General features: G+C 36.6%; 17 protein-coding genes. 4 read left to right on the forward strand and 13 right to left on the reverse strand.

Going from position 1 to position 24,554, the window contains the following annotated elements; all coding sequences use genetic code 11:
• Positions 1–49 precede the first annotated feature (49 nt).
• Genes IPP61_10575 through IPP61_10595 form a run of 5 tightly spaced genes read right to left on the reverse strand, consistent with a single transcriptional unit; the run spans position 50 to position 6,662 of the window.
• Positions 50–1,591 carry an acyl-CoA carboxylase subunit beta gene (locus IPP61_10575; GenBank protein ID MBL0325607.1) on the reverse strand — a complete coding sequence of 514 codons (1,542 nt, stop codon included), beginning with the start codon at positions 1,589–1,591 and terminating at the stop codon, positions 50–52.
• A 3-nt stretch (positions 1,592–1,594) separates the two neighbouring features.
• Positions 1,595–3,721: a methylmalonyl-CoA mutase gene (scpA, locus tag IPP61_10580; protein MBL0325608.1), complete on the reverse strand. Its 2,127-nt coding sequence runs from the start codon at positions 3,719–3,721 to the stop codon at positions 1,595–1,597.
• A complete protein-coding gene (gene accC / locus IPP61_10585; protein MBL0325609.1) occupies positions 3,718–5,184 on the reverse strand; it encodes an acetyl-CoA carboxylase biotin carboxylase subunit in 1,467 nt (488 codons plus the stop codon). Before accC ends, scpA begins: the two co-directional genes overlap by 4 nt.
• Complete coding sequence (locus IPP61_10590; GenBank protein MBL0325610.1) at positions 5,181–6,179, reverse strand: hypothetical protein; 999 nt, start codon at positions 6,177–6,179, stop codon at positions 5,181–5,183. The genes accC and IPP61_10590 overlap by 4 nt, the downstream gene beginning before the upstream one ends.
• Before the next feature lie 3 nt (positions 6,180–6,182).
• A complete protein-coding gene (locus IPP61_10595) occupies positions 6,183–6,662 on the reverse strand; it encodes an acetyl-CoA carboxylase biotin carboxyl carrier protein subunit (GenBank protein ID MBL0325611.1) in 480 nt (159 codons plus the stop codon).
• 628 nt (positions 6,663–7,290) lie between these two features.
• Here IPP61_10595 and IPP61_10600 point away from each other — a divergent pair.
• Complete coding sequence (locus IPP61_10600) at positions 7,291–8,229, forward strand: phosphotransferase (GenBank protein MBL0325612.1); 939 nt, start codon at positions 7,291–7,293, stop codon at positions 8,227–8,229.
• Positions 8,230–8,340: 111 nt separating this feature from the next.
• Entirely contained in the window at positions 8,341–11,313 is a 2,973-nt protein-coding gene (locus tag IPP61_10605; GenBank protein MBL0325613.1) for a c-type cytochrome, read from the forward strand.
• On the opposite strand, the gene IPP61_10610 is transcribed toward IPP61_10605, so the two are convergent.
• A complete protein-coding gene (locus IPP61_10610) occupies positions 11,314–12,000 on the reverse strand; it encodes a noncanonical pyrimidine nucleotidase, YjjG family (protein MBL0325614.1) in 687 nt (228 codons plus the stop codon). It abuts the gene before it with no gap.
• A 494-nt stretch (positions 12,001–12,494) separates the two neighbouring features.
• Between IPP61_10610 and IPP61_10615 the strand changes: the two genes are divergently transcribed.
• Positions 12,495–13,304 (forward strand): class I SAM-dependent methyltransferase, encoded by an 810-nt coding sequence (locus IPP61_10615; protein MBL0325615.1) that lies wholly within the window; start codon positions 12,495–12,497, stop codon positions 13,302–13,304.
• Between the two features lie 85 nt (positions 13,305–13,389).
• Here the strand turns inward: IPP61_10615 and IPP61_10620 are convergent, their stop codons facing one another.
• From IPP61_10620 to IPP61_10640, 5 genes are all read right to left on the reverse strand, one after another.
• Entirely contained in the window at positions 13,390–13,932 is a 543-nt protein-coding gene (locus IPP61_10620; GenBank protein MBL0325616.1) for a hypothetical protein, read from the reverse strand.
• Between the two features lie 832 nt (positions 13,933–14,764).
• On the reverse strand, positions 14,765–15,070 hold the full coding sequence (locus tag IPP61_10625) for a (2Fe-2S) ferredoxin domain-containing protein (protein ID MBL0325617.1): 306 nt from the start codon (positions 15,068–15,070) through the stop codon (positions 14,765–14,767).
• 228 nt (positions 15,071–15,298) lie between these two features.
• Positions 15,299–16,036, reverse strand: a complete 738-nt coding sequence (locus IPP61_10630) for a shikimate dehydrogenase (protein ID MBL0325618.1) — start codon at positions 16,034–16,036, stop codon at positions 15,299–15,301.
• 20 nt (positions 16,037–16,056) lie between these two features.
• Complete coding sequence (locus IPP61_10635; GenBank protein MBL0325619.1) at positions 16,057–16,704, reverse strand: VTT domain-containing protein; 648 nt, start codon at positions 16,702–16,704, stop codon at positions 16,057–16,059.
• A gap of 3 nt (positions 16,705–16,707) precedes the next feature.
• On the reverse strand, positions 16,708–17,535 hold the full coding sequence (locus IPP61_10640; GenBank protein ID MBL0325620.1) for a phosphosulfolactate synthase: 828 nt from the start codon (positions 17,533–17,535) through the stop codon (positions 16,708–16,710).
• Between the two features lie 441 nt (positions 17,536–17,976).
• Here IPP61_10640 and IPP61_10645 point away from each other — a divergent pair, with 441 nt between their 5' ends.
• Positions 17,977–20,340 (forward strand): TonB-dependent receptor, encoded by a 2,364-nt coding sequence (locus IPP61_10645; protein ID MBL0325621.1) that lies wholly within the window; start codon positions 17,977–17,979, stop codon positions 20,338–20,340.
• Between the two features lie 147 nt (positions 20,341–20,487).
• Here IPP61_10645 and IPP61_10650 read toward each other — a convergent pair whose 3' ends face one another.
• Both IPP61_10650 and argH read right to left on the reverse strand, forming a co-directional pair.
• Positions 20,488–22,599: a hypothetical protein gene (locus IPP61_10650; GenBank protein ID MBL0325622.1), complete on the reverse strand. Its 2,112-nt coding sequence runs from the start codon at positions 22,597–22,599 to the stop codon at positions 20,488–20,490.
• 490 nt (positions 22,600–23,089) lie between these two features.
• Positions 23,090–24,445, reverse strand: a complete 1,356-nt coding sequence (argH, locus tag IPP61_10655; GenBank protein ID MBL0325623.1) for an argininosuccinate lyase — start codon at positions 24,443–24,445, stop codon at positions 23,090–23,092.
• Between the last annotated feature and the right edge of the window lie 109 nt (positions 24,446–24,554).

Here is a 24,554-nt window from a genome sequence, read left to right on the forward strand (position 1 = left end):
GAGATAAGGCAAAAAAGCCTTATCTCTTATTATCAAAAACCATATTAAATTATAACGGAATATTTCCGTGTTTTTTCCTTGGACGGTGATCCACTTTGTTTTCCAATGTAGCAAAAGCTTTGATGAGTTTTCTACGGGTATATTTCGGCTCGATTACTTCATCAATAAATCCTCTTTCTGCAGCAGTGTATGGGTTGGCAAACAATGCTCCATATTCGGCTTCTTTTTCAAGAAGTTTTGCTGCAGGATCTTCGGCTTCGGTGATTTCTTTTTTGAATATTATCTCAGAAGCACCTTTAGCACCCATTACAGCGATTTCGGCACCCGGCCATGCAAAGTTAAAGTCAGCACCGATGTGTTTTGAGTTCATTACGTCATAAGCACCACCATAAGCTTTACGGGTAATTACAGTCACACGTGGCACGGAGGCTTCACTGAAAGCATAAAGTAGTTTTGCACCATTGGTGATGATACCTTTCCATTCCTGGTCAGTACCTGGCAGGAAGCCCGGAACGTCAACCAAAACAAGCAAAGGAATATTGAAACTGTCGCAGAATCTCACAAATCTTGCACCTTTTTTCGAGCTTTCGATGTCCAATACACCGGCAAGGCTCATAGGCTGGTTGGCTACAATACCCACACTACGTCCTGCTAATCTTGCGAAACCTACTACAATATTATCAGCATATTCTTTGTGCACTTCAAGAAAACTTTCTTCGTCACAGATTCCTGCGATTACCTCTCTGATATCATAAGGTTGATTCGGGTTTTCAGGAACAATTGTTTCAAGCTGGGTTCTGATTTCATCATGTAAATCATAATCTTGCTTAACAGGTACCTCTTCACAGTTTTGTGGCATAAAGCTCAGCAAATTTCTGATTTGTTGGATACACTCATAATCGTTTCCTGCTGTAAGGTGAGTAACCCCTGATTTTGAAGCATGAGTAAAGGCACCGCCCAATTCTTCAGAACTCACTTCTTCATTAGTAACTGTTTTTACCACATTTGGTCCGGTAACAAACATGTAACTGGTGTTTTCAACCATTATTACAAAGTCTGTCATGGCAGGAGAATACACTGCACCACCCGCACATGGTCCCATTATCGCTGAAATCTGAGGCACAACCCCTGAGGCTCTTACGTTACGGTAAAATATGTCGGCATATCCACCTAGTGAACGCACACCTTCCTGAATACGGGCACCACCAGAGTCGTTAAGACCTATCACCGGAGCACCAGTTTTCATGGCCATGTCCATTATTTTACATATTTTTTCGGCATGAGTTTCAGAAAGTGACCCACCAAAAACTGTAAAATCTTGTGAGAAAACATAAACCAATCTTGCGTTGACTGTACCGTAGCCAGTCACAACACCATCGCCATAGAAAATTTGGTGTTCCATGTCAAAATCTTTGGTTCTGTGAGTAACGAGGGCACCGATTTCTTCAAATGTGCCTTCATCCAGCAACAATTCTACACGCTCGCGTGCGGAAAGTTTTCCTTTTTTGTGCTGTGAATCAATTCTGCTTAAACCCCCACCTTTTTCGGCTTCACGGAGTTTTTGATTTAATATTTCAACTTTAGTGTTCATATCTTAATTTTCAAATTCTTTAATCAATATTTCTATTATTTCTTTGCCGGCCTGTGCAATTGGTGTTCCGGGTCCATAAACCCCTACTACTCCATTTTTATACAGAAAATCATAATCTTGTGGAGGTATAACCCCACCTACTACAACTTTTATATCCGGTCTTCCCTGTGCTTTTAGTTCCTCAATTACTTGCGGAACCAGCGTTTTATGCCCTGCGGCAAGTGAGCTTACACCCACCACGTGTACGTCGTTTTCGATTGCCTGATGAGCGGCTTCTTTTGGAGTTTGAAACAATGGACCAATATCAACATCAAATCCAATGTCCGCAAATCCCGTCGAAATTACCTTTGCACCGCGGTCATGGCCGTCCTGACCCAATTTCGCAATCAGGATTCTTGGTCGGCGACCATCAATATTTACAAAGTCTTCACTCAGTTTTTGAGCATCGATAAAGATCTGATTCTGATTCATAGCTCTCATATAAACTCCTTTTACTGACTGGATGTCGGCTTTATACCTACCATACGCTTTTTCCATTGCATCGGAAATTTCTCCTAAAGTACAACGGGCTTGGGCTGCTTCAACTGCTTTTTCAAGCAAATTTCCATTTCCAGATGAGGCAATTTGATAAATGTCCTCTAAAAGTTTTTCTACGAGGGCATTGTCTCTATTTGCTTTAAGGTTATTAATTCTTTCAATTTGAGAATTTCTAACTGCCGCATTGTCAACTTCAAGCGTGTCAAGATCGGTTTGTTCGTTTATTTGAAAACTATTAATACCGATTATTTTTTCAAAACCGCTGTCAATCGCTGCTTGTTTTTTTGTTGCCGCCTCTTCGATTCTTAATTTCGGAATACCTTTCTCTATCGCATTGGCCATGCCACCTACACTCTCGATTTCTTCAATCAAAGCCCAGGCTTTATCGCATAACTCATTGGTTAAATATTCTACATAGTAAGAACCGGCCCACGGGTCAATAGCCTGGGTAATACCGGCATCGGTACTTTGTAAATACTTTTGGGTTTCTCGGGCAATTTTTGCAGAAAAATCAGTCGGAAGGGCAATTGCCTCGTCGAGAGAATTGGTATGCAACGATTGTGTACCTCCAAAAACCGCGGCCATTGCCTCAATAGTGGTTCTGGCTATATTATTGAAAGGATCCTGTGCTGTAAGACTCCAGCCTGAAGTTTGACAGTGGGTACGGAGTGCAGTAGATTTCGAATTTTTTGGTTCAAACCTTTTAACGATTTTCGCCCAAAGCAATCTACCAGCTCTCATTTTGGCAATCTCCATATAGAAATTCATCCCAATTCCCCAGAAAAACGAGAGTCTCGGAGCGAAATCGTCAATATTGAGACCGGACTCAACACCCGTTTTCAAATATTCCAAACCATCAGATAATGTATAGGCCAACTCAATATGAGCAGGAGCTCCGGCTTCATTCATGTGATATCCACTGATACTGATGGAGTTAAACTTCGGCATGTGAGCCGATGTAAACTTAAAAATATCTGCGATTATCCTCATCGAAGCTTTAGGAGGATAGATATAGGTATTACGAACCATGAATTCTTTCAGGATATCATTCTGAATAGTACCCGAAAGTTGTTCCAATTTAACACCTTGCTCAAGAGCCGCCACAATATAGAATGCCATTACCGGAATAACTGCACCATTCATGGTCATTGAAACCGACATTTGATCTAAAGGAATCTGATCGAAAAGAATTTTCATGTCTTCGACAGAATCAATTGCCACACCGGCCATTCCTACGTCTCCGGCAACTCTGGGATGGTCTGAATCGTATCCCCTGTGAGTAGCCAGATCAAATGCCACCGAAAGACCTTTTTGACCCTGAGCAAGATTTCTACGGTAGAAGGCATTACTTGCTTCAGCAGTTGAAAATCCGGCATATTGCCTGATGGTCCAGGGTTTGTTGAGGTACATACTGGTGTATGGCCCACCGAGATAGGGTTCTATCCCCGACCGGAATTCCTGATGCAGAAATTTCCTGATCTCCGGAGTACTCTCAATCGGTATTTCTTCGGCTGAAGAATACTGTCTCGGAGTTCCTCCTTTGGGAGGGGTTTTGGCCCGAATATTAATTTTTGAATAGTCAGGTTTTTTCATCGTTTTTTCCAACTATAATTACTTACTTCAGGAGCTTTGATGATATTTTTTCTTGATTTCCAATGAGCAAGGGCCAAAAGGGCGGCCTTACGGGCTTTTCCTTTTTGCCATTCTACAGATTGCTCTTTTGAGAAGTAATTTTTTACAAAATGTGTATCAAATTGTGCCGATACAAAGGCCGGATGATCCATCACAAAAGTACCAAAAGGCAGGGTGGTAGCAAATCCTTCGATTTTGTAATCGGCTATGGCTTGTTTCATTTTTTGAATAGCCTCAATTCTGGTTGCTCCATAGGTTGCCAGTTTAGCAATCATTGGATCATAATATATTGGAATTTCCATGCCTTCTTCATAAGCATCGTCAAGTCTTACTCCATCACCTATAGGTCTTACATATTTGTTGATATGACCAACAGATGGTAAAAACTCATTGAGAGGATCTTCGGCATATACCCTAAGTTCAACGGCATGTCCAACGATTTTGAGGTCTTCCTGTTTGAATCTTAGTTTTTCTCCTCTGGCTATTCTGATTTGTTCTTCCACAAGGTCAATTCCGGTTATCATTTCTGTCACCGGGTGCTCAACTTGCAAACGGGTGTTCATTTCGAGGAAGTAAAAATCAAGATTGGCATCAACCAAAAACTCTACTGTACCCGCACCTACATAATTACATGATTTGGCGACTTTAACGGCAGCTTCACCCATGGCTTGTCTTTTTTCAGGGGTAAGAATTCCTGATGGGGCTTCTTCGATAACTTTTTGGTGTCTCCGCTGAATACTGCACTCTCTTTCAAAAAGGTGAACGACATTACCGTGTTTGTCACCTAAAACCTGAACTTCTATATGTCGTGGGGAGCTAACGTATTTTTCGATAAAAACAGAACCATCACCAAAAGCCGAAACCGCCTCTGAGATTGCCCGTTCCATTTGTTCAACAAACTCTTCTTGTTTTTCTACAATACGCATACCTTTACCACCACCACCGGCTGATGCTTTGATCAAAATCGGGAATCCGATTTCTTCAGCAACTTTTTTAGCTTCTGCGATATCGTCAATGGCATGGTCTACGCCAGGAACCATAGGGATGTTATAATTTTTAACGCAATCTTTGGCTGCAAGTTTTGAACCCATCAAAGTGATAGCGTGGGGTGTTGGTCCTATGAAAGTGATTCCGGCGGCTTCAACTTTTTCGGCAAAAACTGCATTTTCACTTAAAAAACCATAACCTGGATGTATTCCATCAACTCCAAGTTTTTTTGCAAAATCAATTATCTTATCCATATTAAGATAAGATTTTGAAGATGCAGCTTCGCCAAGACAAACGGCTTCGTCGGCATATTGAACGTGCAAGGCCTGTTTGTCAGGTTCCGAATAAACGGCAACTGTTTTAATACCCATCTTTTTGATGGATTTCATAATACGAAGGGCGATTTCGCCTCTATTGGCTACTAATATTTTTTTCATCTATTTTTTAAGAATAAATTCCAGATTTCATTTTTTATTTTCTCGGTCAAGTCTTCAATAAAGTAACTTCCCGCAGATGGGTCGTCAACTTTGTTGAGGTGACTTTCAAACCATAAAAGGTTTTGAATGTTTCGGGTTATTCTTTCCGGAAATCCTTTAGGATAATCAGAGGAATAATCCAAAGTATCAATTTCGATTGCATCGGCAGTACCGCTAATTGCTGCTGCAGCTTGTTGGGTTGCTGCTATTGCTGCCTGATTAGCGTCGGGATTGGTATTTTTGATATTGACCCAAATCTTCATTTCAGGTTTATCTGCTCCATTGGCTTCAAGAATATGCTCCCATAGAATTTTTAAGGCTCTGATTTTGGCTATATTTAGATAAAAGTTTTCCGAAGAATTCAATTTTATCCAAAAGGGTTTTCCTTTTTGAATACCAATATTTTCAGCTTCTGATAATATTTCTGAGAGATTTTGGAAGAGAGGTTTTTCAGATGATTCTAAGATTAGAAGTTGGGGTTTTAAGGATTTATAATTTTCATTTTGATTGTGTGTAATTATCTCCATCGGTGTATTGTTCTGATGTGAATCTGAACAGTACTCATCTAGCGTTTTCAGGACCTTAAAGGTATCTGAGGGTGACTCGATAGACAGCGAGAGTTTACTTAAATCAACGTCTTTAAATATTTCCTTAAAATCATAATTTTCGGTAAGAACAACCAGTCTCAATCCGTTTGCCCCACCATTTACCGCCTCCAGAATCTCTCTGTTGGCAGATTGGAAGTCATCCGCGATATTGATTTTCTGAAAAATAACCCAGCCTTCTTTGGATTTAGTCAGGGTAGATTTTTCAAGAAATTCCTGATCCAGAAATGGGTCCGAAAACAAAGAGTCGGCAATTTCTAATGGTTCAAGAGGTCTTTTGAGTTCTTTTTCCACGAGTTCAAGCCACTTTTGATGACTGGGAGCCGGGAATTCTTCGAATATATTTTTCATATCTTAATCCAATTCGACCAGTATCTGTCCTTTATCAACAGCCTGACCTTTTCCAACACACACTTTTTTGATTACAGCATCATGTGGGATTTTAATGACATTTTCCATTTTCATGGCTTCAAGGATCAAAAGTTTTTCGTTTTCTTTAACTTCTTGTCCTTCAACTAAATTGATCTCAATCACCAGCCCTGGCATAGGAGCCTTAATCGATTTTAGCTTATGAGTTTTAGGCTTGCTAAGACCCATGCTGTCAATAATTTGATCGAGATTGTTTTTGATTTTTACTACAAAATCTTCGCCTCCCATCTCTATGCGATAGTTTCGGCCTTCTTTTGATCCGATGGTTCCGGAGTATGATTCTAAGTTTTCTACAATGCTGATGGAATCTTCCTCCGTTTTCAGGATTTCGATGGCATCTATCTCTTTTTCAGAAAACTCAAACTCAAACCCTTCCGAGTTTACTACAATTTTTTGTTCTGACATAAGGTTTTTTTTATTGGATGCAATTTATAACCATGAATTACAAAAACTTATGACCAAAGAAATAATATTGGAAAAATTCAATATTTTTTTTCATCGTATTGAAAAAGTACAATATACTTTCTGAGATTTATGATAATATTTTCATATTTTGGATAGCCCAATTCTTCTTAAATTCAAACTATTTATTTTGTTGTTTCCAAAATTATTGATAAAAAGTATTGTAATAATTATAAATCATCAAAAGGTACTTTTATAGTATTTTGTTGATAAAAAATATCAAAAAATAAAACGTCAAAAATACAATTAATTAGAAAAATGCAATTTTTTTATGGTTTTGAAAATGGAAAATATGACTTTTGACATCTTATTTTTTGATAAAAAAATTAATATTTAGTCTTCCTACAAATAGAAATTTTAAAATATTGTAATTTAGTTTGTGCTTTGATACAATAAATCAATTGGATTTCCAGATATAAATCCAATGTCCATCTAAATACAAACTGATATTGGAAGAGATATTAAGACAATTTTTGTTGTCAGATAAAGAATTTAAAATACAAAAGTTTGGTGCCGGCCATATCAATCATACTTTTTTAGTTTTTCAGAAATTAGAGATGAAAAGTATGTTTTGCAAAAAATCAATACTTATGTATTTAAAAATCCGGAGATAATTGCGGGAAATATTGATAAAGCTGCTGAATTTTTAACAAAATACCACCCTGAGTATTTTTTCATTTATAGTATTAAAACAATTGATAATAAGCCATTTGTAATTATTGATGGTGAGTATTGGAGATTGAGCCCATTTGTAAAAAATTCCGTTTCAATAAATATTGCAGAGGATCCCGGTCAGGCATTTACGGCTGCCTCGGCGTTTGGATTACTTACCAGAAACCTTCATGGCCTACCTATTGATGGACTTAGAGAAAGTATTCCCGGCTTTCATGATCTTAATTTGAGGTATAAGCTATTTGAAGATTCATTAAAAAATGGAAATAAAGAAAGAATTAATAAACAAACAGAATTAATTGCATTTTATAAGGATCAAAATTATTGGGTTGAAGTTTATAATCAGATAATTAATAACCCAAATTTTCCAAAGCGATTGATGCACCATGATACTAAAATCAATAACGTTTTGCTGGATAAAACCACCGGTAAAGCTCTGGCAGTGTGTGACCTCGATACGCTAATGCCCGGAATTGTGGTTTCTGACCTGGGTGATATGATAAGAACCTATACAAGTGCAGAATCAGAAGAAAGTCAGGATTTTGAAAATGTAAAAGTGAGGTTAGAATATGTTAAAGCACTCTTTGATGGTTTTTTATCTCAAACCAGGACACTCCTGAGTGAATCTGAAAAAGAAAATCTATTTTTTGCGGGACCTTACCTTATATATATGCAAGGTCTCAGGTTTCTGACCGATTATTTCAATAATGATGTTTACTATCCAATAAAATATCCCGGGCATAACCTCAATCGTGCTGTTAATCAGAAAGTATTGCTGGAGGATTATTTAAATAAGGAAACAGAAATTAAGAAGATAATTTCTAATGCTCTGCTTTGAAAAAACAGTTATTTTTCCGGTAACGATATTTTGACAAAACAAAATTCATATTTCGTCAATAGTTTTTATAAATTTGTAAACATAAAAAGGGTTTAAAATTTGCCCATTGGTATGTTAAAAAAAGCGGCATTTCTGTTTATTATCTCCATAGTTTTTTCATGCAAATCTTCTGATAAAACGGCTTTTGACAGGTTTCCTGAGGGTAAAACAAAGGAATTGATTACTGTTGAGGGAATCGATGTTCCCGATAGTGACCTGCAACTTTCACTTTTTGCAAAAGAACCCGATGTTTTTAATCCCACCAATATGGATATCGACCACAAGGGTCGGGTGTGGGTGACAGAAGCCTATAATTACCGCAACGAAGTCAACAATATTCCTTATGAAAAAAAAGGGGATCAGATTCTCATTTTAGAAGACACCAATCAGGATGGTAAAATAGATAAAAAGAAGCTTTACTACCAGGGTGAAGATGTGAATTCGGCTTTGGGGATAGTAGTGCTTGGCAATAAAGTGATTGTGTCATGCAGCCCTAATGCACTGGTTTTTACTGATGAAAACGGTGATGATGTACCGGACAAAAAAGAAATACTTTTTAAAACAAAAGGCGGGCTGCAAAGTGACCATGGACTCCATGCTTTTGTTTTTGGTCCCGATGGAAAGTTGTATTTTAACTTTGGCAACTTCGGTGAAGGGCTTTTGGATAAAAATGGCAACCCGATCAAAGATATTTATGGTAGAGTGATTGATCAGACTCACAAGCCGTTTCAGGATGGTATGTCGGTGAGATGTGATATTGATGGTACCAATTTCGAAGTCTTAGGGTGGAATTTCAGGAATCAGTACGAATTGTGTGTCGATTCATATGGAAGAATATGGCAGTCAGACAATGACGACGATGGTAAACGAAGTAACCGAATAAATTATATGCTACCAAATGGCAACTACGGTTATAAAGATGAAGTTACTTTTGCCGACTGGAGGGTAAGCCGCACCAATATGGAGGATTCGGTATGGAATCAGCACTGGCATCAAAATGATCCCGGAGTGGTGCCTAACCTGAAAATAACCGGAGCTGGATCTCCCACCGGGATATTGATGTATGAGGGCGATTTTCTTCCAAAAAAATATCATAATACACTTTTCCTTGCCGATGCTGGTACCAATGAGGTGTTTTCCTATGGATTAAAAAACGTTGGTGCAGGTTATGAAACAGAATCTTATCTGACCCTCGACGCCAAAGCCAAAGACATGTGGTTTCGCCCTTCTGACCTATGTGTAGCACCCGACGGGTCAGTATTAGTGGCCGACTGGTATGATACAGGTGTTGGCGGACACTTTGTGGGCGACTTGGAGCGAGGCAGGATATATCGTATTTCCCCAAAAAACGCAGCTTATCTTTCTCCAAAATATGATTATTCAAAAATATCAGGGGCAGTTGAGGCATTGAAAAACCCTAACCATTCGGTGAGATATCTTGCATATCAGACATTGAAGAAGGCAGGGAAATCGGCTGAAAGTGAACTTCTGGCTCTGACAAAATCTGATAATCCGGTTTACAGGTCAAGAGCATATTGGATTTTGAAAGATCTGGACAAAAAATATGTAATTTCAGCTTCAACCGATGGTGATGAGAGAATCAGAGCGGCCGCTGTAAGGATGGTTGAAGGTAAAAATGAAGGTGATTTTTTATTGAAAATGTCAAAAGACCCTTCCTGGCAAGTTAAAGAGGCTATTGCGGGTAAAATATATCTCAAAAATATGCCGGAAGTGTGGGTGTCATTGGCCAATTCCTACAAATCGGGTGACAGGTGGTTTTTAGAGGCATTGGGAAATGCCGCCGACCAAAACTGGAACAATTATCTGGCTAAATACCTCCAGGGGAAAGATATTCTCAACAATAATGCTGTTAAAGATATTATTTGGAGAAGCAGGGCTGATATTACTTCAGATTATCTTGTGAAAATTATACAAAAGACCAATTTTCAAGAAGCACAGCGGTATTTTCGGGCCTTTGATTTTCAAGCAAAAAAACAAAAAAATGAGGCCTTATTAAAAATACTTAAGTCTGTTAAAGATGAACCAAGCAAACTTTTGATATTTAAACATTTTGACCCGGAAAGTATTGTTAATAATCCTGAATTTCATAAAATTTTGCCCGGAATTCTGGCAGGTATCAAAAACGAAATGGATTTTCTGGATGTAGTTTCCAAATATAATCTTACTCAACAGAAACCCCGACTGATGCATATTCTTGAAAATAGTGAAGATAAAGAGGTATATGAAAGGGCTGCAGGGATAGTTGCCAATATGTTTAATGTAGCTCCGCTAAAACAAGTATTGCTTGATAAGCCTTTTAATCAGGATCGGTTGGTGAAAATGATAAAGCGACTTGGGTTGGTTGATACCGAAGCCTACACCCGGCAATTAATTCTGATTTTTTCAAATCCCAAATACCCATTTAAAATAAGAGAAGCTGCCATGTTGGCAATGGAAGGCTATTCTAGTGATGTCAAGCTCTGGAATCTCATAAAAATTAATAAGGTAGATAAAGATTTGATTCCTGCTGCAAAAATTGTAATGTCAAAGACTTTTCATAATGATCTTAAAATTGAGTTTGAGCAAAGATTTGGAAAGCCTGAAGCAATAGTAAACAACGCTCTTGATTTTAAAACCAAGATCGGGGATGTTAAAAAAGGCAAAGAATTGTATGATATGTACTGCTTGTCTTGCCATCAGGTGGGTGGAAAAGGGATAGATTTTGGGCCTGACCTGAGTTTAATTGGTAAAAAATTAACAAAGGAAAGTATGTACAATGCCATTGTGAATCCCAATCAGGGAATAAGCTTTGGTTATGAAGGATTTACATTAGAGCTCAATGATGGTTCATCGGTAACGGGTCTATTGACCAGTAAAACTGCTGATAGTTATATGATAAAAGTGCCAGGCTCATCAGAAGTAGCTGAATACAAAAAATCCTTGGTGAAAAATGTAATCCAGATGAAAGTATCAATGATGCCGGCTTTCCCGCTTCAGGAACAGGAATATATTGATATGATGGAATATCTTTCGGGTTTGAAATAATCAAAATAAATCCTTGAGAAGGAGTAGCTGATTGATATTGTTTCCATTTGTTTCCTGAATTTCGGGATTGAAATATATTGCCTTAATTCCCGCATTTTGGGCACCTTCAATATCTGTTAGGAGGTTATCTCCAATCATTACGCAATTTTCTGGAGAAGTACAGATTGATTTCAAGGCATATTCAAAAAACGCTTTCTCAGGTTTTTTATAACCGGCATTATCTATCGTAAAGATATTTTCAAAAAAGTGCAAAATTCCTGCACTATGCATTTTTTTTCGTTGAATCTCCAAATATCCATTACTCAAAATATGGAGTTGATATTTTGGCTGTAGATATTCCAAAACTTCAAAAGCGTCATCCATCAGATGATGTTGGTGGGGTAGGGTGTCAAGAAAATGCTGATTGAGTTGTAATGAGAATTGATCTGAAATATCGATACTCATAGCTGCCAAAACCCGTTGAAATCTAACTTGCCTCAGATAGTCATGGTTTATTTTATTTTCATCGAGCTCCCGCCACAAGCCTGCATTGATAACCGAAAAATGCTGAAGAAAAAGTCCGATTTCAAAATTAGACGGTAGCATTTGTTTTTCCCGGTCCATAATGGCTTCCAGACAGATTTTTGAGTTGCGTTCAAAGTCCCACAAAGTATGGTCGAGATCAAAAAACAGATGTTCGGTATTCAAGTTTTATCTTTTTTGGCAAAATTAGGGATAGTTTTTTGTCCTTATCTGTATTTCTTTTGAAAAAATGCTGAGCCTTTCATTTAGTATTCTGTTTTCTTTATTTAATAGATGCCAGGCTCAATCCCAAATGATATCTGTTTTTAAATCACCCTTATGTCAGCCTGAGCAAAACAAGCATGGAATTAGTCTAGAAGTCGGAGTACCGCATGCAATAGTCAAACACAAAAGTATTTTTGACCAGAATTAAATTATTCATAGTGCTTTATTCGCAACCCGGTACTCGCAATTCCCAAACCCTCACTTCGCTTTCGGATTACTTTTCGCTACGCCAAATAGATAATTTTCTGATCCTGGAGCTTTCAAAATTTAGAGAGATAATTGCTTATGTATATTAATTACAAATACTGTCTAGTAGTTTGATTTTAAATTAAAACTAAAAGTTAAATATTTATTAAATACTACATTTGTAAATAACCCCTAAAATAAAAATTATAATGAGAAAAATAGTGGAGAAATACGTGGAATTGCCTAAATCTATCAGGAAACCCATGTGGCGTTTTTGGCATTGGTTAATCAGGAAAATGGATGTAAGCGGAAGTACAACTTTTCTAAACTATGGTTATTCGGGTGAAAATGGCGAATTTGATCATCTTACCTTAAAAGGCGAACATGAATATCACAGATATGCGGTTCAGTTGTATTGTCACGCTACCAGAAATCAAGTTTTTTCTGATTCGAATATTTTGGAAGTTGGCTGTGGCAGGGGAGGTGGTGCGGCTTTTCTGGCCGAAACATTTAAACCGGCATCCTATATCGGACTTGATCTTAATTCGGGAACAACGGCTTTTTGCAATAAAAGACATAATGTTGCCGGTTTGGGTTTTATTACCGGTGATGCCCAGGATTTACCTTTCGAAAACGAAAAGTTTGACGGCGTGGTCAATGTGGAATCGGCCAGATGCTACCCTGACATGGTACAGTTTTTTAAGGAAGTATTCAGGGTACTGAAAAAGAATGGAAAATTTCATTTTGCCGATATGATAAAACCCGCCGACCTGGAAACCATCGAATCAAATCTCCAGGATGTAGGTTTTAAGATTCTTGATAAAAAAGACATTAGAACCAATGTGGTGTCAGCACTGCTTAAGGATTCGGCAAACCGAAAAGCCGAGATTGATAAAAATACCCCAGGTTTTTTGAGGGAAGCATTTTATGAATTTGCCGGAGTGGAGCATTCAAACAGATTTAAAATATTCAAAACGGGTGAAATGGGCTATTGGTCATTTACTCTGGCAAAAATATAGCTTGTTAGAGGAATATTACATAGGCCAAACTATACAACCTTAAGCCAGTTAAAGACTTAAACCCTCTTTAATGGGATTTTATTGGTTACAAACTATAAAATACTCCGATACCGGAATTGTTGGTAAGCGAACCATTCAGGCTGAATATGGTATATTGACTGTTCAGATTTAGATTCATAGATGCTGACCCAAAAGATGCTGATAGCATAAAATGATTGGAGAAATCGTACAAAAATCTAATAGGAATAGCGTAACCGCTTAGATTTACTCCAAAACCGTCAATAGATACTCCCTGAACCGATCCACCCAAATATGGCGATAAGTAGAGTTTATCAACAAGTTTTACAAACTTTCCTGTTTCAATTGCTGGCCCCAATGCAAACATACTTGGTTGATTTTCAAGATTATGAGTAAACCCAAGTTTAAAACCATACGATAAATAAGTATTGTTAGGTTTGATTTTTCCATATAGCAAAGTGGTATTAAACTGTGATACCGCATCGCCATTATTTTTTAAAATCAATAGATTTAGGTCCGCATTTACAATCTTTCGACCTTCAAGATCCTGAGAATATGCATTAATAGAAAATAATAAAGGTAAAATGAGGAAGATTTGGAGTTTTTTCATCGTGTTTTAGTTTTTTTTGTAATGTTAATGTCGAATTTTTGAATATTCAAAAAAGTCAGTGTTATTGAGTTGTTAATGGCTAGGGAATAGGATTAAAAAATCTAAAACACTTAAAGTAAATTTATTTTTATTAATATATTTAGAAGTTGCTCTAAATTTCTGGCAATATAATAGCAAACGTTTTGAATCCTATCTGTTTGTCCAAAATGTTATTACAGGCGAAAAAAATGAAAGTAAAAAGATTAGAATTATTGGAAATAAAGGAGTTGAAAAAATCAGTAATAAGCGTTTGGTATTTACACTGAAATCATAAGGAAATTTGTCTCTTATATATAAAAAAGCGAATCCGGCAATTATCGAAAATACTCCCAAATAGAACACCATCATATACCCTGCCTCCGGACTTCCCTGCGATTCAGGACGAAAGCAAATGTAAAAAAAAGTAATATTGTAAATAAGGGCAAAGCTTATTTGGATGATTTTATTCCTTTCCATTTAGATTTAATTTTTTATTTATTTATTTATAATGTCAAACGGTTAAATATTTTTAAACTAAAAAATAGGCCTATAACCTACTTTTAGATGGCATTTTATTAAAATTAAAAACACCCTAGAAATAGCTGTGTTTAGCATATTAAAGGGCTATAGTAATTTCATAAAACAGAGTTGTGTTATCCAATCAATAAAAATAACCAAAGTTAAGAATTGAAACTACTGCAATTTAAAGTAATTCTTATCGAATTTTATATCTTAAAAAACTTTGTCCCTAATTTAAAAAAAATGCACAGAATTTCTCCCGTGCATTCAAAACAAAAAACCTTTAATCTTCTTTTCAAGCTACCACCAATCTCTCAACTACTTTGCCATTAATCAGATGGCTTTCGATGATTTCGTTTACATCTTCAGGGGTAACGTGGCCGTAGAATACGCCTTCAGGGTAAACCACTACACTTGGACCCAGGGCACAGGTTTCAAAGCATCCTGCTCTTTGTGCCCTTATTTCGGTGTTAAAAAGGCCTTTTTCTTTCAGAGCCTCCTGAAACAACTTTACCAATACCATTCCTCTTTCGCTTCCGCAGCATTTTTTTGGTGCTTCTTTGTCATTGGTACATACAAATACGTGCTTTTGGTATTTCATATTTTTTATATTTTCTAAGAATTTCTTTTAAATTTTTTCTTTATCGAAACCCGGATTTACTTATTTTTCTGATTTTCTTTTCTTTGGGTTTAAAACAATTTCTCCGGGTAAAAACCCGGAGAAATTTAGGATATATCTCCGAGATTAAGAATTTTATTTCTTTCCAACTTACTTTCTTTCCAACTTTCCAACTCAAAAAAACTGTTCTCTAATTCCTGCTTCCTAAAACTACCCATTCCAAATCTCCCAACTTTTCTCTGCCTGATACACCAACATATCATAGCCGTTTTTTACCTGAGCCCCATAATTTTTTGCTTTCAGCATAAATCTCGTTTCCGAAGGGTTATATACCAGGTCATGACAAAAGTGTTCCTTGTTCATGTTTTCATAGTCCAGATCAGGAAAAGCCTCCACATTGGGATAAGTACCGAGCGGAGTGCAATTTATAATAAGCTTATAGTCAGGCAATAGTTCATTTGCTTCTCTGTAATTAATCGTTCCTTCTGTCTTTTGTCTTGATACAATTTTAAAAGGAATCTTCAAGTCTTCCAGAGCCACTGCAACTGCTTTTGTAGCCCCTCCATTTCCTAAAACCAAGGCATTTAAACTTCTTTTTTCACCCAAAAAATCTTCCAAAGAGCGTTTGATGCCGAAATAATCCGAATTATAACCGATTAATTTTCCGCCTTCCGCAACTTTTATCACATTTACTGCTCCGATTCTTTGAGCTGCAGGGTCAATTTTGTCAAGGAGAGGAATTACAGTGAGTTTATGAGGAATGGTGACATTCAATCCTACAATTTCAGGATTGTTTTTTAATACCTCCGAAAGACCTTTTATATCTTCAATTTCATACAGATCATACTGATTATCAGCCTGAATTCCGAGTTCTTTGAATTTGTCAGTAAAATACCGTTTAGAGAATGAATGGCTCAGCGGAAAGCCTAACAATCCGAATTTTCTCATTTTAAATTTTTCTTTGGTTATTATTTTTTATTCAAAAACTTCACCTTAATTATCCCCCATATCATTGGAAGTACTGATACGAAAATAATCCCAAGTACTACTTTCTCAAAGTTTGCTTTTACAAAATCATTGTTTCCGAGAAAATAACCCAGCAAAGTGATACTGCTTACCCATAAAACAGCCCCAATGAAACAAAAAGTAATGTAGCGGCTATATCTCATACTACCCGCACCCGCCACAAATGGAGCAATCGTACGGATAATGGGCATAAAACGAGCAACTATTACGGCTTTCGTGCCATATTTATCATAGAATTGCTCGGTTTGTTCTATGTATTCTCTTTTCAAAAACAGAATCTTATCTCTGGATTTTATAAACTCACTGAATTTCCTACCCACAAAATAGTTGACGTTGTCGCCCAAAAGAGCGGCAAGTACAAGTAAAGGAATCACTATGGCAATGTCAAGTTTTCCGGTGGTCGATGCCAATAAACCCACAGCAAAAAGTAGGGAATCACCCGGTAATAGTGGCATAACGATAAGGCCGGTTTCCACAAAAATCACCAAAAAAAGTAAAGCATAGGTGAGTTTGTCGTATTCACTCAAAAATGCCTGAAGTACTGCCAATGGATCTTTGAGGAAATCCAGCAAAAATTGTATTAAATCCATATTTTAGTTTTCGTCTTGTCTGATTCTTTCGTCCTGATAATATTTTCCGAGTCTGTATTTTTGTTTGATGTCGTCAGAAAGAAAAGTAGAGAAAGTATCGCCTCTCAAGCCCAATCTGATGGTTTCTAAAGGAATAATTTCATTGGGAGCAATGTTGCCAAGGTTTACATTTTGACCAACCAGCTTCACGAAATACACCTGTTGAGATTTTTGTGGAGCTTCCCAGATAATATTTTCGGCCGAAATGGCATGCATTATCTCGTCCACTAGTCCCTGACGCACTTCGCCTGATGAACGATACAGACCAATATTTCCACCTTCGCGAGCTTCACCTATTACTTTCCACGAACCGGCATCAAGTTCTGCCTGCATCATTTGAATCCATTTGTAGGGTGCAAATATTTTTTCAGCGTCTTTTGAGCCTACTTCTGACAACACTCTTCCACGGGCAGCAAGTTTCGAAATATAATCGCATTTTTCTTCATGTGGAAGCGTGATTGAACCGTCAGAAACTTCGGCTAAATCGAGGTCATATTTGTCAAGAATTCTCATGTAATCTTCAAATTGACCCCTTACCACAAAGGCCTCAAAAAGTGTTCCTCCAAAATATACCGGGATATTTGCCGATTTGTAAATTGCGATTTTTTCCTGAATATTTGGCGTAACAAACGATGTGGCCCAGCCCAATTTTACGATATCGATATGATTGGATGATGTGCTGAGCATATCCTCTACCTCTCTCACGCTCAGTCCTTTGTCCATGACCATTGTTAATCCGGAGTTTCTAGGCTGCTGGGTGCGTTCTGGCACCTGTGTTAAAGTATAATTCATGTTATTTTTTGGTTAAATGTTTGAGATGTACCCGAAAAATCCATTAACCTATTGTTTAGTTAGAAAATTGACCTTCTGAAGTATCTGTTATAACAGAAAAAATATCTGAAAGATGCCGGGGTTTTTTCAAGTTTCTCGAAATTTTTTATAAAGCAAATTTAGGGAATGATTCCAATGAATATCAATAATTATGAAATTTCTTTCATATTTGAAATCCGATATTTGGAAAAATTCAGGTATAAATATTTCATTATCAATTTATAAAAAAATCGTTTGATAAAAATTCAAAAATTAATATTATTTAAAATTCAATATTTAATAATAATATATTCACAAAACCGAAAATCTCGCTTCTTGTCGATAAAAAACTGATCTTGAACAAAGTTTAAATAAATAGTTTGAGCTATTTTGTATCTTGCCTTCAATTCAACCCTTGTTTTAATGATATTACGGAAAATATTATTTTCAATTACTTGCCTTATTTTCTCTTTTCAGGTTTTTGGACAGAAAAACTTCTATGTTCGAGGTATTGTAAAAGATAAGCTAAACGATACACCACTCGAATTCGCCACAGTAAAATTGTATTCAAATAATAAGATTTTAGATGGAAAAATGACCTTAAGTGATGGCACTTTCGAGTTTTCAGCGATTCCTGGTATTTATGCCTTAGAAATAGAATTTGTTGGTTATCAGTATTTTAAGTCTGAAATTTTTAATGTGACTGATGCCGATTTTGATATTGGAATTTTAAAGATTTCGCATTCAAATACCTCACTGGAAGAGTTGATAGTTCAGGGCGAAAAAAGCTCTGCAGAACTTCAACTAGACAAACGTGTATTTAATGTAGGTAAAGATCTTGCCAATGCAGGTGGTTCGGCACAAGATATTTTGATAAATGTACCCTCGGTAACTATTGACCCCGATGGTGCCATAAAACTCCGGGGCAGCGGCAATGTCAGGATTCTGATTGATGGCAAACCTTCAGGAATGGTGTCTTTTAAAGGAGGGGCTGGATTGCGGCAGCTTCAGGCAAGTATGATTGAAAAGGTGGAGGTAATCACCAATCCCTCTGCCAGATATGAAGCTGAAGGTCAGGGAGGAATAATAAATATTGTATTAAAAAAGGATAAAAGTCAGGGATTTAATGGCTCCTTTGAAGCCATTTCTGGTATTCCTGATAATTTTGGGTTGGCGGCTAACTTAAACTATCGTAAAAAGAAACTTAATTTTTTTATTAATTACGCACTTGCCTATCGGAGCAATCCGTATCGGGGAGACATGTATCAGGAAGTAAACTCGGCGGATACTTTGAAGATTCTTCAATTGGAAAATACAGGAAAAGTATCGGGATTTGACAATAACATCAGAGGGGGGTTGGAATATTACTTTTCTGAAAAAAGCGTTTTGACAGGCTCTTATCTTTATAGTAAAGCCGGCGGGAACAGACATACTGAAAACACCTACCGTGATTTTTTGGGTGATTTTGCTCATCCTATATTAACAACTTTGAGGGTGCAAAAAGAAAAAGAGATAGAGCCTATGTCGGAATATGTGCTTAATTATAAAAAAGAATTTGCCGAAAAAGGTCACGAACTTTCTGCTCAGTTCAGGTATCTGGATCATTTCGAAAATTCTGACCAAACTTTTACTCAAAATGCTCAAAATCCCGATGGAATGGTAAATCAGAGCAATACTTTTATACAAACTTCGATTAATGATGAATTTGAAAAACAATACCTTTTTCAGGTAGATTACATCCATCCATTTTCAAAAAATGGAAAAATTGAAACCGGATTAAGGTATTCTTTCCGTGATATGGTCAATGATTATGTTGTCAATGACCTTAATCTGGAAGGAATCGAAAAGCCTATTGATTGGCTGGATAATTATTTTATTTACAGGGAGAACATTGCCGGAGTTTATGGGATTGTTTCGAATAAATTTAAAAAAATAACTTACCAAATTGGACTGAGAGCCGAAGGTACGGGCATAATCACTGAATTACAAAAAACCAATGAAACCAACCCCAGAAACTATAGGAATTTGTTTCCAAGCGGACATTTTACTTATGCTTTAGATGAAAAAAACTCTTTGCAATTGAGTTATAGCCGAAGAATCAGAAGACCAGTTTATAATGATTTGAGCCCGTTTTCGACTCTTTCCGACAGCCGGAATTTTAATAGCGGAAATCCTGATCTTAATCCCGAATTTAGTGATGTGCTGGAATTGGGACATTTGCTCAATCTGGAAAAGACTTCCCTTGTTTCGTCGGTGTATTATCGATACACTTCTGATTTTATTTTTAATATCAGATATGTTGATGAGTCCGGTTTCTCACAAAACCGTCCTGAAAATCTGAATTTCCAGAAAGCATTCGGGGTAGAATTTACCGGAAATTATTCACCTTATAAATGGTGGAAACTGGATGGAAACTTTAATCTTTTTCATGCCAGTATTGACGGAAGCAATATTGATAAGATATACTTAGCTGAAACAGTTAGCTGGTTTGCCAGAGCCACATCCAGATTTGTTTTTCCGCAAAAATTGGATATTCAGTTTAGATATAATTATGAAGCTGCCCAAAAAACCGCCCAAGGCAGCAGAAAAGCGATTTATTTTCTGGATTTATCATTAAAAAAAGAGATTCTTAAACGCAAAGGGGCGATAAACTTCAGTATTCTGGATGTATTCAATTCCAGATGGATGAGAACAATAAGTCAAGGAGTGAATTTTTATACAGAAAATAACCGCCAATTCAGACCCAGACAGATAAATCTCACTTTGAGCTATAGAATAAGACAATGAGTAGGGTGGCTGAAATAGAAATTAGATTTATTTAAGAAATTGAGAAGAAAAATACTGTTTAAAATCATATTGTTTTGATTTGAAGTAATTTATGTGTTTTTTTAAAAAAATTGTGAAGGACAAAATCAGGGTATATTTTATTTAGGACTAGTCAATTTTCTTCAAACTCTCAGATTTAACTTTCCAATCTTTGGGGAAACCTAAGTTTTTGAAGGGTTGGTCAAATGAACCTTCGGCCATTAATGCCAAGGCAGAGAGAAATCCACCGTTTCCGGGTAAATATAGCCGCAGCCTGGAGTCCTGATAATTGTGTCCATTTTTGAGGTAAGTATTCGTTCTGATTGGCATCAGGATTGCCTCAATGGCTTTTTCGGGCATATTGAGTCGTGTAGCGGTCATGGCGGTCATCGGGAAATCCCAGCCCCAGGTATCATCCCAATGCCATTTCTCCCAAATCAGATTCAAGGTGTTTTCCATTACTCCAGGATTAATGTCCTTGGTGGCCGGGAGCATTCCAAATGCCCCCAAAACACTTGGGTGATCGGTCATGAGGTAGGGATTGGTATAGGAATCTTTGGCACTTTCGGCTCCAAGGTAGATATCATTTTCTATAGGTAGGGGTGAAAGATTGTCTAAAACCATCTGCCATTTTTCATTGTCCGGAAAACCCATTATATTTCTCCATTTTTGTGCAGTTTCCAACCCCCAACGCCAATATGCGAGTTCATAAGTAGGGTTAAAAGTAACTTTTGGGTCAAATCTTTCCTGTGCGGCGATTACTCCGGGACCAAGTATATATCTTTTAAGATTTGGGTCAAAAAAAGCAAAATCAGCCATAAAGTCTGCAGTTTTCTCTATTAAAGGGTAATATTTTTCGAGAATTGCTTTTTTGTTTTTCTCTTTTATGATTTGTTCAGCAAAATATATATAATGCGGTTGTTGCCAAATCAGGTACGATCCCACAGAAGAGGCTGTTTCCTGCCCATCATTATCTGTCATTTTTTGCCATCTCAGACCACCAAAACCTTGTCTTTTGGCAATTTTTTCTGCAATTTTTTCTACTCTGAAATACCAGTTCATTTGTTTTTCCAAAATTTCTGGTCTGCCCCATTGAGCAAAATGCACGCCATGCCACCACGCCATTTCCATGTGAGGTTTTCCATACCAGGAATTATAGGTCAGGCCGGTTTCTTGTGGAAAAGAATTGCCCTGACAATTAATTTTTGTAAGATAAAGACTGGTTACCATTCGTCTTTCCAGCTCGAAAGCTTTGGGGTCGTTAGTTTCCGAAAAATCGATAATGCCGCCCTTTTTCCAAAAGTGGTCGTTAATTTTTTTGGATTTGTTTTTAACTGATTTATAATCAATATTTTTTGTATTGTTTTCTTTCGAAAAACTCACTGTAAATCTCCATTCCTCGGAATTGGTTTCGGGTGTAAATAGAAATCCATCAGGAAGTGGACTTTGACTAATTTGTTGATTTTCTGAATTGATTTTGACAAAATATTGCAGATCATCAAGATTTCTTTCAATTTGAGCGGTATTAAGATTTAAATACTTTAATTTCAGTCTTTTATATTCTTCTTTGTCAAAAAGTGCTGCTTCGTCTTCAAACTTATCGGTAGGGTAAGGGAACCGAATTTTTATTTTTATTTTACCTTCAACAATCAGCCTTGAATTTATTTTAACAGTTAAAATGTCTTTTTTCTGGTCAAAAATACTTCTTACAGCTACTTTTTTTCCTTCAATCCAAAACTCACTCAAAATCTCACCGGAATACATATCGAGTGATTGATTGATATTCATCAGGTCAGCTATTGAAAAAGTTTTGCCATTAGCCAGTTCTATTTCCCAACCTAAAGATGCCAGATGAACCCGATGAGGGTTTTGTCGGATATAATTGGCAGCTTCATTCTGAGGAGTTCCAGGGGGCCACTGTCTGGCATAAGGGACAGTGCGACCATGGGAATTGAGTGGTTGCAGGGTTTCTTCAATTGTAAAGTTTTTGGATGATGGAAAACTATGCCAGCCCCATTCTGACAGTGTACCAAGCGGAATACCTTTTTTATAATATTCGGGAAATGACTGCAAACCGGTAACATCCATGGTCATTGCGAAGCGTCCATTTCCAATACTTAGGCTGCTGAGCGTATCAACTTCAGAGAGTGTGATTTTATGCCGGTCAAAAACCGTCTTTCTATTTATTTTTTGAGAAAATAAAACTCCTGGCAGAAGAAATAAAAAAAGGAAATGTTTCATTCTGGATGGTTGAATATCCAAAACTACGCATTTCCCGCTTCTGAACTATTATGTACTTTACTGTATTGGTTCGAATATAATTGAGATGAGAATTAAAACTTAATTCCTGAATCGTTTAGAAGTTTTTCTTCCTCCATCAAGTTTATATACAATTGGCATATTATAATACACATTTGCCGGTTTGCCACCTTGATATCCTGGTGTCCAATTTGGCATTAACTTTAATACTCTGATATTTTTTCTATACAGCTTAATCAGATACCCACTAACATTTGAATTTAATAAATGGATTTTAAAAAACTTGACCCGAAGTATTGCATTTTAGAAGTAGTTGGGTTGATTCGATTTTTCTAAAAAAAGAGAAAAGATTTTTTAATTCACTTGTATGAATTTGATAGTCAGAGATTTTGGTTAAGATTTCTATTGTTTAAAATAGAAAAACAGATTTAAAAATCATAGTCAAAATTATTGTATTTAGATAGTTTGATAATTAATAAATTGTATGAAAATTTAATAAATTATCAAATGCCTTTCTCGTCTTTTCAAAATTAAAAGAGTCAATCACTTCATTCATCATTCTTTCGATTTCATTATTACATAAGTTACCGATACTGCCTTCCAAAGTATGGTTGAGGTTCTTGTTTGCGACAAAATCTCCAGATTCTATTTCCATTCCGATTTTCTTATAAGCATCTCTAAATGGTACACCTCTAAGAACTTCAGCATTTACATTTTCAACACTAAAAATCGGATCATATTTTTTATCATCAAGCAGATTGGTTTTTACCTGAAGATTTTTTACCATAAATGCGGTGACTTTAATACAATCCAATATTTCATCTATAGAAGGAATAATAATCTCCTTTAATATTTGAAATTCACGATGATAACCCGATGGTAAATTGGACTGCACAAAAGCAATTTCGGCAGGTAAACCTTTTAATCTATTGGTCTTTCCTCTCAGAATTTCAGCAACATCCGGATTTTTCTTATGAGGCATAATACTTGAACCAGTGGTCATTTCATCAGGTAAAGAAATAAAACCAAAATTTTGACTATTATAAAGGCATACATCCATTGACAACCTCGAGATTGTTGCAGCCAGGTTAGCAATTCCCTGTGAAATAATAAATTCAGATTTTCCTCGAGTCATCTGAGCATATACTACATTATAATTAAGATCATCAAAACCTAGTAGTTCAGTAGTTAGTTTTCTATTAAGTGGGAAAGATGAGCCATAACCAGCTCCAGAGCCCAACGGATTTTTGTTAACTACTTTATATGCACCATGTAAAACCAGAAAGTCATCAACCAGACTTTCGGCATAGGCACCAAACCAAAGCCCGAAAGAGGATGGCATTGCAATCTGAAGATGGGTATAGCCCGGAAGCAAATCATTTTTATGTTCATTACTTCTTTCAATTAATTCATCAAACAGTATTTTACCTTCAGTAACAATTTCTTCAATTTTGCTGCGAAGGAACATTTTTAAGTCAACCAAAACCTGATCGTTTCTTGATCTTCCGCTATGAATTTTTTTGCCTGTTTCTCCAATTCTCTCAGTTAAAAGGAACTCAATTTGCGAGTGTATATCTTCAATTCCATCAGAAATTTCAAATTTTTCTTGACTTATATAATTAAAATATATATCCTTGCACTCTTTTAACAATAAATTCAGCTCGTGCTTCTCTAATAATTCGATGCTTTCAAGCATAATCATGTGAGCCATCGAACCCAATAAATCAAATGTTGCCAAGTGGATATCTAGTTCACGGTCTTTTCCGACTGTAAACTTTTCGATGATTTCGTTAGTTTTTTTGGAATTGTCTTTTTGCCAGAGTTTCACTTGAAAATGCTAAATTTTTGTGACTGCAAAGTAACAAAAATATGGTGACTGTATCGAAGATATATAGTCAAAATAAATATGAAAAAAAACCCAGGCTAAAAACGGATGT

The sequence above is a fragment of the Cytophagaceae bacterium genome, assembly GCA_016722655.1.
In the GTDB taxonomy this organism is placed as follows: domain Bacteria; phylum Bacteroidota; class Bacteroidia; order Cytophagales; family Spirosomataceae; genus Leadbetterella.

Coding starts and splice junctions, on each gene's coding strand:
- IPP61_10575 (MBL0325607.1), bottom strand. CDS start 1,591: ATGAACACTAAAGTTGAAATATTAAATCAAAAACTCCGTGAAGCCGAA.
- scpA (MBL0325608.1), bottom strand. CDS start 3,721: ATGAAAAAACCTGACTATTCAAAAATTAATATTCGGGCCAAAACCCCT.
- accC (MBL0325609.1), bottom strand. CDS start 5,184: ATGAAAAAAATATTAGTAGCCAATAGAGGCGAAATCGCCCTTCGTATT.
- IPP61_10590 (MBL0325610.1), bottom strand. CDS start 6,179: ATGAAAAATATATTCGAAGAATTCCCGGCTCCCAGTCATCAAAAGTGG.
- IPP61_10595 (MBL0325611.1), bottom strand. CDS start 6,662: ATGTCAGAACAAAAAATTGTAGTAAACTCGGAAGGGTTTGAGTTTGAG.
- IPP61_10605 (MBL0325613.1), top strand. CDS start 8,341: ATGTTAAAAAAAGCGGCATTTCTGTTTATTATCTCCATAGTTTTTTCA.
- IPP61_10615 (MBL0325615.1), top strand. CDS start 12,495: ATGAGAAAAATAGTGGAGAAATACGTGGAATTGCCTAAATCTATCAGG.
- IPP61_10620 (MBL0325616.1), bottom strand. CDS start 13,932: ATGAAAAAACTCCAAATCTTCCTCATTTTACCTTTATTATTTTCTATT.
- IPP61_10625 (MBL0325617.1), bottom strand. CDS start 15,070: ATGAAATACCAAAAGCACGTATTTGTATGTACCAATGACAAAGAAGCA.
- IPP61_10630 (MBL0325618.1), bottom strand. CDS start 16,036: ATGAGAAAATTCGGATTGTTAGGCTTTCCGCTGAGCCATTCATTCTCT.
- IPP61_10635 (MBL0325619.1), bottom strand. CDS start 16,704: ATGGATTTAATACAATTTTTGCTGGATTTCCTCAAAGATCCATTGGCA.
- IPP61_10640 (MBL0325620.1), bottom strand. CDS start 17,535: ATGAATTATACTTTAACACAGGTGCCAGAACGCACCCAGCAGCCTAGA.
- IPP61_10645 (MBL0325621.1), top strand. CDS start 17,977: ATGATATTACGGAAAATATTATTTTCAATTACTTGCCTTATTTTCTCT.
- IPP61_10650 (MBL0325622.1), bottom strand. CDS start 22,599: ATGAAACATTTCCTTTTTTTATTTCTTCTGCCAGGAGTTTTATTTTCT.